Below are 13,850 nucleotides of genomic sequence, written 5' to 3' on the forward strand. Positions count from 1 at the left end.
ACCATGATGTTATTGACGCGTTTTGTTTCTTTAATACCGAGTGAAAGCAAGAGCGTGATGATCATCAGAATCAAGAACGCCGGTAAGTTGAAGAACGTCTCGCTTCCTGGTACAGCACCTGGAGCAGCTGTCAAAGCTGTTGGCAAATGTAATCCAAAGCCCGCTAAAAGTGACTGGAAGTACCCTGACCAACCGGTTGCAACGGCACTCGAAGCAAGTCCGTATTCCAAAATGAGACACCAGCCGATGATCCAGGCAATGACTTCGCCAATCGTAGCATATGTATACGTATATACACTACCTGAGACAGGAATCATCGACGAAAATTCGGCATAACAGAGGGCTGCTAATGCACAGACAACGGCAGAAATAATGAATGAGATCGGTAAAGCAGGTCCTGCGTAAAGAGCGCCCGTTCCTGTCAGAACGAAAATTCCGGTTCCGATGATGGCACCGATTCCAAGTAAAATAAGATCAAACCCTGATAAATGTCGTGCCAGTTTTGAATGTTGTTTATGTCCATCATGACACTGACATCTTTCTTGCGAAGCAAACTCATGTTTCATCCTCCGAACTTTTCTATTTTTTCTGAATAATTCAAATCATTGAGTGATTGACTTTCTAATCATAACAAACGATGTCAGTCGATAAGTCTTTTTTTTGTATTTTTTTCACAAAGTGGTCAAACCACTTTTGTAAATGCAATAACGCTTTGATGCATAAACGTAAAAACCTTTCCTTCAGAACAAAGGAAAGGTTTTTTATCATTACATTATGGGCGATCGTTTTGGATGATCGAGGTTAGGACTTTATGATCGTCTGGATCGATCGGGTAATCATCTTGTTGTGCTAAATCATTTTCTGGTAATGCACCTTTTGGTGTACCATGTGTTGTCTCATCTGTTGAAGATGAACGAGCTGAACGCGGTGTACGGTCTGGTGTGACATCATCAGCTGCTTGTGAAGCTGCACCTTTTGCTGCATCTTTTAAGTTCGGTGATGATGAAGTTGATGCTGACTTACTTGGAGGTTCGATGTGTCGACTTCCGTATTTTCTGCTTTCTTCTGTAGACGATCGAGGTAACGCGATGCATTATCACGTCCCCAAGACCAAAGGCAAGACCGAAAGCAAGTGCAAGTGCCCCTAGGATCAAGATGAAGGCCGAGTTAACGATCGTATCAGCAACACCAAGTTGATCAAGTGCCATGAAGACAGCAAGCGCAAGAATCGCATACTTCGCAACGCTTGAGAGGACTTTCAGTTCAGAGTTGCCGAACAGGCTGTCCATCGTACGTTTGACGAGGTTGCTGACGATGATCCGATTGCGAGAATGATAAATCGCTGTTAAGACGCTCGGTAAGAACGCAAGGACGGCACGACCGAGGTCGACCATGAAGTCAAGACCAATCAAGTTGAAGGCTTCGACGACGAAGAGAACGACGATGACGATCTCAACGAGTGCACCAACGATGGAAGCTGGTGATGTAGAAGCTTGGTTTGCATCCCACGTACCGATTTTCAAGTGACGTGTCAGGTTGTTGAACCAAGACGTGATAAGAGATCCGTAACGAATTTCTTGATGAAACGTCCGACATAAAGACCGACAAGAATCAGAACGATACCGACGATGATGTTTGGAATCATACCGAGGACATCGTTCAACATGTTGATCGCTGGTCCTGTGATTCCTTTAATATTCAATTGATCAAGTGCTGAAATCGTGATTGGAATCAGAATCAAGATGAAGACGACTGTGTTCCGAGAATCGACGAAAGTGATTTCGCATCTTTTTGATCCGTTGACCCAAGGTTGAAGCGAGCTGCGAATTTATCTGTTCCAACAGCATGAAGGAAATTCGTCACGATATCGCGGACGATTTTCGCTACGAGGAAGCCGACGAAGAAGATGGCTGCCGCCGCAATCAAGCGTGGAATAAATCCAAGGAATGACGATAACAATTGGCTGAACGGCTGGAGAGACACTCTCAATGTTCAACGCATCGAGGACACCCGGTAGGAACAGAAGTAAAACGAGATAGAAGACAATTTCTCCCGCGATTTTCGGGTAAGACGATAAGTCCGTCTGACCTTGAAGCATCTTGTTCGAACGTACTTTATCGTTCGCCATCAGCTTCGTTCCTGCCTTTGACATGATCATACGGAGAACGACCGCGATGACGTACGCCAAGAGAAGGATAAGTGCTGCTTTCAAGATGTTCGGGATTGCCGCGAGTAATGTACTCATCGTATCTGCGAGTGGTCCAGCAATGATGTTCAGATCAAGGATGTTGAAGACAAGATGAGAACAAACACCATGAGAACCCAAAAGACGACGGTCCCGATGATTTTTTCAGGTGTCCACTTCTTCTTCTTTGGTGGTGTACTTCTTTTTGAGGTGCCACTTGTTGACGACCCCAGACTTCTCTAACGCTTTTTGAATTCCGTTTCGCAATCAGCTTGGCAATGAGCCAGCCAATCAAAAAGACGATGATCGCTCCAAGCAAGTTGCCGAGTGATCCGAGAATGCCGTTTAAGTTCAACGACGTTCCATTCCAAATGTTATTCATCCTGCCACACTCCTTCACCTAAATAAATTTATATATTTCTGACACTTCTTTAATTTCCCCAGGTAAAGGATTTATTAAACCCGTGTTCGTACCAGAATGTGGCGTTTCTTGTTTTCAATACAAAAAACTGGATGGCATATGCTGCCACCCAGTCCGTCGTATCATGATGTTTGTTGGTTCAAAACCGTGCGCATCGCTGCATATCCACCGTCAATATTAATGACATCCTTGAATCCGAGTGACTGTAATACACTAACCGCCATCCGGGAACGAACGCCAGATGCACAGTGAACAGCAAGCGGTCGATCCGTTGGCAGTTCATCCTGACGCGCTACTAATTTTCCTAAGAGAATGCGTTGTGCTTGATCGTAATGTTGACTGTCCCACTCTGTTTTATTCCGGACGTCGAGGACGTAGACTTCTTCTCGCTCTGCAGCTGCTAGCGCTTCTTCTGCTGCCCAGTCCTCATAACGTTCCGTTAACATCGATCCTGGTACCGCCTGATGATCTGCCCAGTGGGGTGACGCGATCGAGTCCAATCGATTGGAGATCTCGTTGAATGGTTTTGCGTTGCTCTGGCGTCGACAGAATCGCGATATCATGGTTCAAAATCGAGTAACCAACCAGCCCAAGTGACGAACTTATCATCATAAGGAATATTGATAGTTCCTGGAATATGTCTATCCGGAACGACTGACATCTCGCGTATCGACGATCTGCATCGAAGACGTCCACGCTGTTGGATCCTCGTTCGTCACGAGTTCTGGAATTTTAGTCGTCAAGGCGATGCCTTCTTTATTCACGCGTTTCATCATCGCGAATAGTTCGGTGGTTCTGGTTGATCCGTCGTCAATTCTTTGATGAACGCAGTCTCATCCTCGGCTTGCAATGCCCAGTTCGTAGCTTTTTCATATCCGACGTCGATGTCGGAACTGCTCCGAGTGCTTTCCCACAAGCACTACCGGACCATGTCCTGGCCAAACTTGGACAAATCAGGTAACGCCTTGAAACGTTTTAACGACGCAAACATTTGCTTTGCCCAACGGCTGTCGTTCTTTAATACCAGCTGCTTCTTCTAGTAAATCGGGACGTCCGATGTCTCCGACGAAGACGAAATCGCCTGTGAAGATGCCCATCGGTACTTGTTGATTCGGGTCGAATAATAAGAAAGAGATATGTTCTGGCGTATGCCCCGGGGTATGCATGATTCAAGCGTCACATTTCCTACTTTGAACGGTCACCGTCTTTACAAGGACATAGTGAATATCCGAGACGAATTGATATTTCCAGTTGTCGTCTCTTCATCTGACAGATAAGCCGTCGTGTCGTACGTTTGGCAAACTCTTGTGTGCCCGAGACGAAGTCCGCGTGAATATGCGTTTCCGCCGTAGCGGTGATCCGGAGCCCTTCTTTTTCTGCGACCTCTAGATACGGTGTAATATTCCGGGCAGGATCGATGACGATCGCTTCTCCTGTCATTTGCACCCGACCATGTATGACGCCTGCGCTAATTTTTCATCATAGAAATATCGTAACAACATTGTGCATACCCCTCTAGTGTATTAAACGATTGTTCCTTCGTAGCTCATCATACCGCCGCTGACATTCGTCACGTCGAATCTGCTTGTTCGAGATACATCGCTGCATTCATGCTGCGACCACCAGATAGGCAGATGATATGGACCGGACGTGACGCGTCGAGTTCATCTGTCCGTTCTGTCAATTCGGATAACGGAACGTTTTTAGCTTCAGCGATATGTCCGCTTTCATACTCATCGGTTTCACGAACATCAATAATTGGATGGCACTTTCGGTTAACACCTGCTGTAATTGTTCTGTCGTCATCTGTTTCATCAAGATTCCTCCTAGTAGATGCCTCTCGGCTGTTAAGTTGTTGAATTCAAATATACCCCCCTACCGTATATATAAGTTCAAGAAAATGCACACAAAAAAGCAGCATCGTCTAAAAGACGACACGCACTAACTTAACGACTTCCTTTCAGAGAATTGATGTTGTACAGATCCGCATAAAACCATCTGCCTCGAGTAATTCTTTCATGTGTGCCCTGCTCGATGACACGCCTTGATTCATGACGAGAATCAAATCGGCATCCTTGATTGTCGAGAGACGATGGGCAATGACGAAACTTGTCGTCCTTCATCAGCGACGCATCGCTTGCTGGATGAAGCTTCCGTCCGTGTATCCACACTAGAGGTCGCTTCATCGAGAATTCATGATCGGCGGATCGGCAAGACGGCCCGCCGCATCGTCAACACTGTTTCTGACCTTGCGAGATGTTCGAGGCTTCCTCGTTCAAGACCGTATCATACCGTCCGGCAACGTCCGGATGAAGTGATCAGCGTGCGCCGTTTTGGCTGCCGCGATGATTTCCTCCTCGGTCGCCCCACTTTTACCATAAGCAAGGTTATCTCGGATCGTACCGTTGAAGAGCCACGTATTCTTGTAAGACCATACCCGAAGTCGTCCGTAAGTCTTCGCGTGACATCTCGCGGGTTCGATACCGTCAATCCGGATCGTTCCCCCGTTCAACTCATAAAAGCGCATCAATAGATTGATCATCCGTCGTCTTACCGGCACCCGTCGGACCAACGATTGCGACCGTTTGTCCCGGTGCGACATCGATGTTCATATCCTCGATCAAGAGGTCGGTTCGTAACCAAAATCAAACGTGTTCGAACGCAACCGCTCCTTCAGCCCGCGTGAGACGATGTGTCGTCACTTCCTTGATCTCTTCTTCTTCGTCCAATAATTCGAAGACACGTTCTGCTGCCTGCGACGGTCGATTGGACGATGTTCGCGATGTTCGCGTCTGAGTGATCGGTTGCGTGAACTGGCGTGTATAGGTGATGAATGCTTGGATATCCCCGATCGAGATCGCCGTTGCGTGACAAGAATCCCACGACGATACTGATCAGAACGTAACTGATATTCCCGATGAACATCATCATCGGCATGATGATCCCGGAGATGAACCTGCGCTTTACGCCTGCTTCATACAATTCTTCGTTGACGGCATCAAATTGCTCGACCGCTTTGCGTTCATGTCCGAATGCCTTGACGACCGAGTGTCCGGTATACATTTCTTCGACGTGTCCGTTCATTGTCCAAGCGTCCGTTGTTGGTCGGCAAAGTATTTTTTGGATCGTTTCAAAATCGGACGAATCGCAAAATTGAAACGGGTAACGAAACGAGTGAAATCAGTGTTAACAATGGACCTGATCGTCAACATCATGATCAAAATCCGACGATTGTCACGATCGAGGTGATGAACGATGTCACACTTTGTTGTAACGTACTGCCGATCGTATCGATATCGTTCGTCACGCGGCTGAGTGTCTCCCCGTTCGGCACGACCATCGTAGTATTTTAACGGCAGGCGTTCGAGTTTATGATTGACGTCCTCGCGTAAATCATAGACGTTTTTTGAGCGATACCCGACATCAAATACTGTTGCAAGTAATTAACAGACTACTGTGATATACAGTCCAGCGAGCCAGAGCAGGATCTGTCCGATTTTCGTGAAATCGATCGCCGCTCCCGGACACTTGGAACTTCGCATATGCCCCTTCAAACAATTCGTGATTGCCGTCCCCCCATGATTTCGGACCGGCAATCATGAAGACCGTACTGAGGATGGCTGCAAGGAAAACCCAACGAGTGCCGTCCGACGCGGACGCAGATACCGAAGCAAAGACGGAACGTGCTTTGAAATCCTTTGGTTTTTCTCCGAGCAATCATCATATTTCGCCACCGGGACACAGGCGGAGGACCGCGGCAGGTCGTTTTTTCTCACTCATGCGATTTCCTCTCTGATAGTTGTGACTTCACGATTTCCTGATAGACGGCATTGTCAGCAAACATTATCGTGTGTCCCGATTCCGGCGACTTTCCTTCATCCAGGACGATGATTGATCGGCATCAATGACCGTGCTGACACGCTGAGCAACGATCAAGACGGTCGCTTCGCGCGTTTCTTCTCGTAAGGCTTTTTCGAAGTGCGGCATCAGTTTTAAAGTCGAGCGCTGAAAAACTATCATCAAAAGACATATAGATCCGGTCGACGAACGAGGGCCGCGGCAATCGACAACCGTTGTTTTGTCCACCAGAGACGTTCGATCCACCTTGTTCGATCCGCGCGTCGTAACCGTCCGCATCCGTTCAATGAAATCGGTCGCTTGTGCGATTTGTGCCGCATGTGCGACTTCTTCGTCTGTCGCATCCTCTTTCCCGAGCGAATGTTTTCGGCGATCGTACCTGTGAACAGTAACGCCTTTTGGGGAACGAAGCCGATTTTCGACGCAATTCCTCTTGCGGTACATCCTGGCTATCGACGCCATTGACGCGGATACTACCTTCCGTCACGTCATAAAACGAGGAATCAAATAACGAGCGTTGATTTACCGGAACCCGTTTCCCCCGATCACAGCTGTTACTTCACCTGGTGTGCCGCAAAGCTGATATCGGATAAGACGGGTGTCTCAGCTCCTGGGTAACGGAACGTGACACAATCAAAGATGAGCGTTCCTTTTTCACGATCGGCGGTTTGTTGCCCTCATCAATCATCGTCGGAGTCATCTCGAGGACTTCATTAATCCGTTTCGCCGAGACGGCTGCCGCGGAATCATAACGAACATGACCGACGCCATGACGAGAGCGAACATGATTTGCATGACGTACTGGATGAACGCCATCAAGTCCCCAATCTGCATACCACCATTGTCGTGATTCCCCGAACCAAATGACCCGACCGTCAAGTTGCGAAATGGCATCGAGCATGATTGTGGAAAGGGGGCCGTTGTTTGGGAAGGTCAAAAACGATCGACCGTCCTGAACCTCGTCCTGGGAAAACCTGACCGGATTTTCATGTACCGTGCTTTAACGGGAACGCGATGAACAGGTCGATTAACGAAAGCGAACGCGGATTTAACAGAAGTCTCGATCAAGGTCAATAAAATCATGGCGTTCTTGATGCCGGTCATGATGCTCGTCATGACTTGACGGTCGTCGGTGTCATTTGGTTCGGGGGAATTCGGATCGACAATGGTGGTATGCAGATTGGGGACTTGATGGCGTTCATCCAGTACGTCATGCAAATCATGTTCGCTCTCGTCATGGCGTCGGTCATGTTCGTTATGATTCCGCGGGCAGCCGTCTCGGCGAAACGGATTAATGAAGTCCTCGAGATGACTCCGACGATGATTGATGAGGGCACACAAACCGCCGATCGTGAAAAAGGAACGCTCATCTTTGATTGTGTCACGTTCCGTTACCCAGGAGCTGAGACACCCGTCTTATCCGATATCAGCTTTGCGGCACGACCAGGTGAAGTAACAGCTGTGATCGGGGGAACGGGTTCCGGTAAATCACGCTCGTTAATTTGATTCCTCGTTTTTATGACGTGACGGAAGGTAGTATCCGCGTCAATGGCGTCGATAGCCAGGATGTACCGCAAGAGGAATTGCGGTCGAAAATCGGCTTCGTTCCCAAAAGGCGTTACTGTTCACAGGTACGATCGCCGAAAACATTCGCTTCGGGAAAGAGGATGCGACAGACGAAGAAGTCGCACATGCGGCACAAATCGCACAAGCGACCGATTTCATTGAACGGATGCCGGACGGTTACGACGCGCGGATCGAACAAGGTGGATCGAACGTCTCTGGTGGACAAAACAACGGTTGTCGATTGCGCGGGCCCTCGGTTCGTCGACCGGATCTATATGTCTTTGATGATAGTTTTTCAGCGCTCGACTTTAAAACTGATGCCGCACTTCGAAAAGCCTTACGAGAAGAAACGCGCGAAGCGACCGTCTTGATCGTTGCTCAGCGTGTCAGCACGGTCATTGATGCCGATCAAATCATCGTCCTGGATGAAGGGAAGTCGCCGGAATCGGGACACACGATGAATTGTTTGCTGACAATGCCGTCTATCAGGAAATCGTGAAGTCACAACTATCAGAGGAGGAAATCGCATGAGTGAGAAAAACGACCTGCCGGCGGTCCTCCGCCTGGTGGTCCGGTGCGGAAATATGATGATGCTCGGAGAAAAACCAAAGGATTTCAAAGCAACGTTCGTCGTTTGCTTCGGTATCTGCGTCCGCGTCGGACGGCACTCGTTGGTGTTTTCCTTGCAGCCATCCTCAGTACGGTCTCATGATTGCCGGTCCGAAAATCATGGGGACGGCAATCACGGAATTGTTTGAAGGGCATATGCCGAAGTTCCAAGGTGTGCCGGGAGCGGCGATCGATTTCACGAAAATCGGACAGATCCTGCTCTGGCTCGCTGGACTGTATATCATCAGTAGTCTGTTTAATTACTTGCAACAGTATTTGATGTCGGGTATACGCTCAAAAACGGTCTATGATTTACGCGAGGACGTCAATCATAAACTCCGAACGCCTGCCGTTAAAATACTACGATGGTCGTCCGAACGGGGAGACACTCAGCCGCGTGACGAACGATATCGATACGATCGGCAGTACGTTACAACAAAGTGTGACATCGTTCATCACTCGATCGTGACAATCGTCGGGATTTTGATCATGATGTTGACGATCAGTCCATTGTTAACACTGATTTCACTCGTTTCGTTACCCGTTTCAATTTTTGCGAATTCGTCGATTTTGAAACGATCCCAAAAATACTTTGCCGACCAACAACGGACGCTTGGACAATTGAACGGACACGTCGAAGAAATGTATACCGGACACTCGGTCGTCAAGGCATTCGGACATGAACGCAAAGCGGTCGAGCAATTTTGATGCGTCAACGAAGAATTGTATGAAGCAGGGCGTAAAGCGCAGTTCATCTCCGGGATCATCATGCCGATGATGATGTTCATCGGGAATATCAGTTTACGTTCTGATCAGTATCGTCGGTGGGATTCTTGTCACGCAACGGGCGATCTCGATCGGGGATATCCAAGCATTCATCACCTATACACGCCAGTTCACGCAACCGATCACTCAGACGGCGAACATCGCGAACATCGTCCAATCGACGTCGCAGCAGCAGAACGTGTCTTCGAATTATTGGACGAAGAAGAAGAGATCAAGGAAGTGACGACACATCGTCTCACGCGGGCTGAAGGAGCGGTTGCGTTCGAACACGTTGATTTTGGTTACGGAACCGACCTCTTGATCGAGGATATGAACATCGATGTCGCACCGGGACAAACGGTCGCAATCGTTGGTCCGACGGGTGCCGGTAAGACGACGATGATCAATCTATTGAGCGCTTTTATGAGTTGAACGGGGGAACGATCCGGATTGACGGTATCGATACCCGCGAGATGTCACGCGAAGACTTCGGGACGACGTTCGGTATGGTCTTAGCAAGATACGTGGCTCTTCAACGGTACGATCCGAGATAACCTTGCTTATGGTAAAAGTGGGGCGACCGAGGAGGAAATCATCGCGGCAGCCAAAACGGCGCACGCTGATCACTTCATCCGGACGTTGCCGGACGGGTATGATACGGTCTTGAACGAGGAAGCCTCGAACATCTCGCAAGGTCAGAAACAGTTGTTGACGATTGCGCGGGCCGTTCTTGCCGATCCGCCGATCATGATTCTCGATGAAGCGACCTCTAGTGTGGATACACGGACGGAAGTCTTCATCCAGCAAGCGATGCGTCGCTTGATGGAAGGACGGACAAGTTTCGTCATTGCCCATCGTCTCTCGACAATCAAGGATGCCGATTTGATTCTCGTCATGAATCAAGGGCGTGTCATCGAGCAGGGCACACATGAAGAATTACTCGAGGCAGATGGTTTTTATGCGGATCTGTACAACAGTCAATTCTCTGAAAAGGAAGTCGTTTAAGTTAGTGCAGTGTCGTCTTTTAGACGATGCTGCTTTTTTTGTGTGCATTTTTCTTGAACTTATATACGGTAGGGGGTATATTGAATTCAACAACTTAACAGCCGAGAGGCATCTACTAGGAGGAATCTTGATGAAACAGATGACGACAGAACAATTACAGCAGGTGTTAACCGAAAGTGCCATCCAATTGATTGATGTTCGTGAAACCGATGAGTATGAAAGCGGACATATCGCTGAAGCTAAAAACGTTCCGTTATCCGAATTGACAGAACGGACAGATGAACTCGACGCGTCACGTCCGGTCCATATCATCTGCCTATCTGGTGGTCGCAGCATGAATGCAGCGATGTATCTCGAACAAGCAGGATTCGACGTGACGAATGTCAGCGGCGGTATGATGAGCTACGAAGGAACAATCGTTTAATACACTAGAGGGGGTATGCACAATGTTGTTACGATATTTCTATGATGAAAAATTAGCGCAGCCGTCATACATGGTCGGGTGTCAAATGACAGGAGAAGCGATCGTCATCGATCCTGCCCGGAATATTACACCGTATCTAGAGGTCGCAGAAAAAGAAGGGCTCCGGATCACCGCTACGGCGGAAACGCATATTCACGCGGACTTCGTCTCGGGCACACAAGAGTTTGCCAAACGTTACGACACGACGGCTTATCTGTCAGATGAAGGAGACGACAACTGGAAATATCAATTCGTCTCGGATATTCACTATGTCCTTGTTAAAGACGGTGACCGGTTCAAAGTAGGAAATGTGACGCTTGAAGTCATGCATACCCCGGGGCATACGCCAGAACATATCTCTTTCTTATTATTCGACCGGAATCAACAAGTACCGATGGGCATCTTCACAGGCGATTTCGTCTTCGTCGGAGACATCGGACGTCCCGATTTACTAGAAGAAGCAGCTGGTATTAAAGGAACGACAGCCGTTGGGGCAAAGCAAATGTTTGCGTCGTTAAAACGTTTCAAGGCGTTACCTGATTTTGTCCAAGTTTGGCCAGGACATGGTGCCGGTAGTGCTTGTGGGAAAGCACTCGGAGCAGTTCCGACATCGACGGTCGGATATGAAAAAGCTACGAACTGGGCATTGCAAGCCGAGGATGAGACTGCGTTCATCAAAGAATTGACGACGGATCAACCAGAACCACCGAACTATTTCGCGATGATGAAACGCGTGAATAAAGAAGGCATCGCCTTGACGACTAAAATTCCAGAACTCGTGACGAACGAGGATCCAACAGCGTGGACGTCTTCGATGCAGATCGTCGATACGCGAGATGGTCAGTCGTTCCGGGATAGACATATTCCAGGAACTATCAATATTCCTTATGATGATAAGTTCGTCACTTGGGCTGGTTGGTTACTCGATTTTGACCATGATATCGCGATTCTGTCGACGCCAGAGCAACGCAAAACCATTCAACGAGATCTCCAATCGATTGGACTCGATCGCGTCACCCACTGGGCAGATCATCAGGCGGTACCAGGATCGATGTTAACGGAACGTTATGAGGACTGGGCAGCAGAAGAAGCGCTAGCAGCTGCAGAGCGAGAAGAAGTCTACGTCCTCGACGTCCGGAATAAAACAGAGTGGGACAGTCAACATTACGATCAAGCACAACGCATTCTCTTAGGAAAATTAGTAGCGCGTCAGGATGAACTGCCAACGGATCGACCGCTTGCTGTTCACTGTGCATCTGGCGTTCGTTCCCGGATGGCGGTTAGTGTATTACAGTCACTCGGATTCAAGGATGTCATTAATATTGACGGTGGATATGCAGCGATGCGCACGGTTTTGAACCAACAAACATCATGATACGACGGACTGGGTGGCAGCATATGCCATCCAGTTTTTTGTATTGAAAACAAGAAACGCCACATTCTGGTACGAACACGGGTTTAATAAATCCTTTACCTGGGGAAATTAAAGAAGTGTCAGAAATATATAAATTTATTTAGGTGAAGGAGTGTGGCAGGATGAATAACATTTGGAATGGAACGTCGTTGAACTTAAACGGCATTCTCGGATCACTCGGCAACTTGCTTGGAGCGATCATCGTCTTTTTGATTGGCTGGCTCATTGCCAAGCTGATTGCGAACGGAATTCAAAAAGCGTTAGAGAAGTCTGGGGTCGTCAACAAGTTGGCACCTCAAAAAGAAGGTACACCACCAAAGAAGAAGAAGTGGACACCTGAAAAAATCATCGGGACCGTCGTCTTTTGGGTTCTCATGGTGTTTGTTCTCATCTTGGTCTTCAACATCCTTGATCTGAACATCATTGCTGGACCACTCGCAGATACGATGAGTACATTACTCGCGGCAATCCCGAACATCTTGAAAGCAGCACTTATCCTTCTCTTGGCGTACGTCATCGCGGTCGTTCTCCGTATGATCATTGTCAAAGCAGGAACGAAGCTGATGGCGAACGATAAAGTACGTTCGAACAAGATGCTTCAAGGTCAGACGGACTTATCGTCTTACCCGAAAATCGCGGGAGAAATTGTCTTCTATCTCGTTTTACTTCTGTTCCTACCGGGTGTCCTCGATGCGTTGAACATTGAGAGTGTCTCTCAGCCGTTCAGCCAATTGTTATCGTCATTCCTTGGATTTATTCCACGCTTGATTGCGGCGGCAGCCATCTTCTTCGTCGGCTTCCTCGTAGCGAAAATCGTCCGCGATATCGTGACGAATTTCCTTCATGCTGTTGGAACAGATAAATTCGCAGCTCGCTTCAACCTTGGGTCAACGGATCAAAAAGATGCGAAATCACTTTCGTCGATTCTCGGAACAGTCGTCTTCATCTTGATTCTGATTCCAATCACGATTTCAGCACTTGATCAATTGAATATTAAAGGAATCACAGGACCAGCGATCAACATGTTGAACGATGTCCTCGGTATGATTCCAAACATCATCGTCGGTATCGTTCTGATTCTTGTCGGTCTTTATGTCGGACGTTTCATCAAGAAATTCGTTACGGATCTCTTATCACGTCTTGGTTTCAACAACCTGACACGTCACTTGAAAATCGGTACGTGGGATGCAAACCAAGCTTCTACATCACCAGCTTCCATCGTTGGTGCACTCGTTGAGATCGTCATCGTCGTTCTCTTCGTCGTCGAAGCCTTCAACTTGATTGGTCTTGACTTCATGGTCGACCTCGGTCGTGCCGTCCTTGCGTTCTTACCGAGCGTCTTAACAGCGATTATCATTCTCGCAATCGGGATCATCGTCAGCAACCTCGTCAAACGTACGATGGACAGCCTGTTCGGCAACTCTGAACTGAAAGTCCTCTCAAGCGTTGCGAAGTATGCGATTCTTGCGCTTGCTGTCTTCATGGCACTTGATCAACTTGGTGTTGCTGATACGATCGTTAACTCGGCCTTCATCTTGATCCTAGGGGCACTTGCACTTGCTTT

23 protein-coding genes and 4 pseudogenes are annotated in these 13,850 nt (G+C 48.1%); 7 read left to right on the forward strand and 20 right to left on the reverse strand.

Features of this window, described 5'->3' with window-relative positions; all coding sequences use genetic code 11:
- The 20 genes and pseudogenes from P401_RS17910 to P401_RS18175 form a co-directional block, all read right to left on the reverse strand.
- Positions 1-566, reverse strand: a 566-nt coding sequence (locus tag P401_RS17910; protein WP_236627143.1) for an amino acid permease, incomplete at its 3' end; no start/stop codon positions are given.
- 453 nt (positions 567-1,019) lie between these two features.
- On the reverse strand, positions 1,020-1,523 hold the full coding sequence (locus P401_RS18965; RefSeq protein WP_236627144.1) for a hypothetical protein: 504 nt from the start codon (positions 1,521-1,523) through the stop codon (positions 1,020-1,022).
- 8 nt (positions 1,524-1,531) lie between these two features.
- Complete coding sequence (locus P401_RS18970) at positions 1,532-1,741, reverse strand: mechanosensitive ion channel family protein (protein WP_236627145.1); 210 nt, start codon at positions 1,739-1,741, stop codon at positions 1,532-1,534.
- Complete coding sequence (locus P401_RS18975) at positions 1,738-1,983, reverse strand: mechanosensitive ion channel family protein (protein WP_236627146.1); 246 nt, start codon at positions 1,981-1,983, stop codon at positions 1,738-1,740. Before P401_RS18975 ends, P401_RS18970 begins: the two co-directional genes overlap by 4 nt.
- Positions 1,984-2,191: 208 nt before the next feature.
- Positions 2,192-2,245 (reverse strand): annotated as a pseudogene (locus P401_RS18980) (hypothetical protein); the annotation flags it as partial.
- 34 nt (positions 2,246-2,279) lie between these two features.
- A complete protein-coding gene (locus P401_RS18985) occupies positions 2,280-2,567 on the reverse strand; it encodes a mechanosensitive ion channel family protein (RefSeq protein WP_236627147.1) in 288 nt (95 codons plus the stop codon).
- A 161-nt stretch (positions 2,568-2,728) separates the two neighbouring features.
- Positions 2,729-3,052: a rhodanese-like domain-containing protein gene (locus P401_RS18990; protein ID WP_236627148.1), complete on the reverse strand. Its 324-nt coding sequence runs from the start codon at positions 3,050-3,052 to the stop codon at positions 2,729-2,731.
- The gene (locus P401_RS18995) at positions 3,033-3,218 is read right to left on the reverse strand and encodes a hypothetical protein (protein ID WP_236627149.1); all 186 of its coding nucleotides are present in this window, start codon (positions 3,216-3,218) and stop codon (positions 3,033-3,035) included. The genes P401_RS18990 and P401_RS18995 overlap by 20 nt, the downstream gene beginning before the upstream one ends.
- A gap of 29 nt (positions 3,219-3,247) precedes the next feature.
- Complete coding sequence (locus P401_RS19080) at positions 3,248-3,382, reverse strand: hypothetical protein (protein WP_268871262.1); 135 nt, start codon at positions 3,380-3,382, stop codon at positions 3,248-3,250.
- Positions 3,379-3,522, reverse strand: a complete 144-nt coding sequence (locus P401_RS19000) for a hypothetical protein (RefSeq protein WP_236627150.1) — start codon at positions 3,520-3,522, stop codon at positions 3,379-3,381. The genes P401_RS19080 and P401_RS19000 overlap by 4 nt, the downstream gene beginning before the upstream one ends.
- Positions 3,523-3,559: 37 nt before the next feature.
- Positions 3,560-3,772, reverse strand: a complete 213-nt coding sequence (locus P401_RS19005) for an MBL fold metallo-hydrolase (protein WP_236627151.1) — start codon at positions 3,770-3,772, stop codon at positions 3,560-3,562.
- A gap of 19 nt (positions 3,773-3,791) precedes the next feature.
- On the reverse strand, positions 3,792-4,052 hold the full coding sequence (locus tag P401_RS19120; protein WP_328286322.1) for an MBL fold metallo-hydrolase: 261 nt from the start codon (positions 4,050-4,052) through the stop codon (positions 3,792-3,794).
- 124 nt (positions 4,053-4,176) lie between these two features.
- Entirely contained in the window at positions 4,177-4,323 is a 147-nt protein-coding gene (locus P401_RS19015) for a rhodanese-like domain-containing protein (protein ID WP_236627154.1), read from the reverse strand.
- Complete coding sequence (locus P401_RS19085) at positions 4,287-4,421, reverse strand: hypothetical protein (RefSeq protein WP_268871263.1); 135 nt, start codon at positions 4,419-4,421, stop codon at positions 4,287-4,289. The genes P401_RS19015 and P401_RS19085 overlap by 37 nt, the downstream gene beginning before the upstream one ends.
- 460 nt (positions 4,422-4,881) lie before the next feature.
- Positions 4,882-5,148, reverse strand: coding sequence for a hypothetical protein (locus P401_RS19165; RefSeq protein ID WP_412767688.1), 267 nt, complete (start codon positions 5,146-5,148; stop codon positions 4,882-4,884).
- The gene (locus P401_RS19170) at positions 5,120-5,230 is read right to left on the reverse strand and encodes an ATP-binding cassette domain-containing protein (protein WP_412767689.1); all 111 of its coding nucleotides are present in this window, start codon (positions 5,228-5,230) and stop codon (positions 5,120-5,122) included. The genes P401_RS19165 and P401_RS19170 overlap by 29 nt, the downstream gene beginning before the upstream one ends.
- A 49-nt stretch (positions 5,231-5,279) precedes the next feature.
- Positions 5,280-5,690, reverse strand: coding sequence for an ABC transporter transmembrane domain-containing protein (locus tag P401_RS19175; RefSeq protein WP_412767690.1), 411 nt, complete (start codon positions 5,688-5,690; stop codon positions 5,280-5,282).
- Between the two features lie 133 nt (positions 5,691-5,823).
- The gene (locus P401_RS19180) at positions 5,824-5,946 is read right to left on the reverse strand and encodes a hypothetical protein (RefSeq protein ID WP_412767691.1); all 123 of its coding nucleotides are present in this window, start codon (positions 5,944-5,946) and stop codon (positions 5,824-5,826) included.
- 83 nt (positions 5,947-6,029) lie between these two features.
- Positions 6,030-6,323 carry a hypothetical protein gene (locus P401_RS19185; protein ID WP_412767692.1) on the reverse strand — a complete coding sequence of 98 codons (294 nt, stop codon included), beginning with the start codon at positions 6,321-6,323 and terminating at the stop codon, positions 6,030-6,032.
- Between the two features lie 55 nt (positions 6,324-6,378).
- A pseudogene (locus P401_RS18175) lies at positions 6,379-7,352 on the reverse strand (ABC transporter ATP-binding protein); the annotation flags it as partial.
- Between the two features lie 136 nt (positions 7,353-7,488).
- On the opposite strand from P401_RS18175, the pseudogene P401_RS18480 reads away from it, so the two are divergent.
- The 7 genes and pseudogenes from P401_RS18480 to P401_RS0116845 all read left to right on the forward strand — a co-directional run.
- A pseudogene (locus P401_RS18480) lies at positions 7,489-8,561 on the forward strand (ABC transporter ATP-binding protein); the annotation flags it as partial.
- Between the two features lie 43 nt (positions 8,562-8,604).
- Complete coding sequence (locus tag P401_RS19020; protein WP_236627152.1) at positions 8,605-8,742, forward strand: hypothetical protein; 138 nt, start codon at positions 8,605-8,607, stop codon at positions 8,740-8,742.
- Positions 8,739-9,347 carry an ABC transporter permease gene (locus tag P401_RS19025; RefSeq protein ID WP_236627153.1) on the forward strand — a complete coding sequence of 203 codons (609 nt, stop codon included), beginning with the start codon at positions 8,739-8,741 and terminating at the stop codon, positions 9,345-9,347. Before P401_RS19020 ends, P401_RS19025 begins: the two co-directional genes overlap by 4 nt.
- Before the next feature lie 72 nt (positions 9,348-9,419).
- Positions 9,420-10,409, forward strand: a pseudogene (locus tag P401_RS19030) (ABC transporter ATP-binding protein).
- 130 nt (positions 10,410-10,539) lie between these two features.
- A complete protein-coding gene (locus P401_RS0116835; protein ID WP_029343302.1) occupies positions 10,540-10,833 on the forward strand; it encodes a rhodanese-like domain-containing protein in 294 nt (97 codons plus the stop codon).
- A gap of 22 nt (positions 10,834-10,855) precedes the next feature.
- Positions 10,856-12,247: an MBL fold metallo-hydrolase gene (locus P401_RS0116840; RefSeq protein WP_029343390.1), complete on the forward strand. Its 1,392-nt coding sequence runs from the start codon at positions 10,856-10,858 to the stop codon at positions 12,245-12,247.
- Positions 12,248-12,408: 161 nt separating this feature from the next.
- On the forward strand, positions 12,409-13,850 hold a 1,442-nt coding region (locus P401_RS0116845), incomplete at its 3' end, for a mechanosensitive ion channel (RefSeq protein ID WP_029343391.1).

This window comes from Exiguobacterium acetylicum DSM 20416 (assembly GCF_000702605.1).
In the GTDB taxonomy this organism is placed as follows: domain Bacteria; phylum Bacillota; class Bacilli; order Exiguobacteriales; family Exiguobacteriaceae; genus Exiguobacterium_A; species Exiguobacterium_A acetylicum.

Bases quoted from the DNA above. Each gene is read 5' to 3' on its own strand.
- P401_RS18985 (WP_236627147.1), bottom strand. From the start codon at position 2,567: ATGAATAACATTTGGAATGGAACGTCGTTGAACTTAAACGGCATTCTC.
- P401_RS18990 (WP_236627148.1), bottom strand. From the start codon at position 3,052: ATGTTAACGGAACGTTATGAGGACTGGGCAGCAGAAGAAGCGCTAGCA.
- P401_RS18995 (WP_236627149.1), bottom strand. From the start codon at position 3,218: ATGATGATAAGTTCGTCACTTGGGCTGGTTGGTTACTCGATTTTGAAC.
- P401_RS19080 (WP_268871262.1), bottom strand. From the start codon at position 3,382: ATGATGAAACGCGTGAATAAAGAAGGCATCGCCTTGACGACTAAAATT.
- P401_RS19005 (WP_236627151.1), bottom strand. From the start codon at position 3,772: ATGCATACCCCGGGGCATACGCCAGAACATATCTCTTTCTTATTATTC.
- P401_RS19085 (WP_268871263.1), bottom strand. From the start codon at position 4,421: ATGAAACAGATGACGACAGAACAATTACAGCAGGTGTTAACCGAAAGT.
- P401_RS19165 (WP_412767688.1), bottom strand. From the start codon at position 5,148: ATGATCAATCTATTGATGCGCTTTTATGAGTTGAACGGGGGAACGATC.
- P401_RS19175 (WP_412767690.1), bottom strand. From the start codon at position 5,690: ATGAACGGACACGTCGAAGAAATGTATACCGGACACTCGGTCGTCAAG.
- P401_RS19180 (WP_412767691.1), bottom strand. From the start codon at position 5,946: ATGGTCGTGCCGAACGGGGAGACACTCAGCCGCGTGACGAACGATATC.
- P401_RS19025 (WP_236627153.1), top strand. From the start codon at position 8,739: ATGATTGCCGGTCCGAAAATCATGGGGACGGCAATCACGGAATTGTTT.
- P401_RS0116835 (WP_029343302.1), top strand. From the start codon at position 10,540: ATGAAACAGATGACGACAGAACAATTACAGCAGGTGTTAACCGAAAGT.
- P401_RS0116840 (WP_029343390.1), top strand. From the start codon at position 10,856: ATGTTGTTACGATATTTCTATGATGAAAAATTAGCGCAGCCGTCATAC.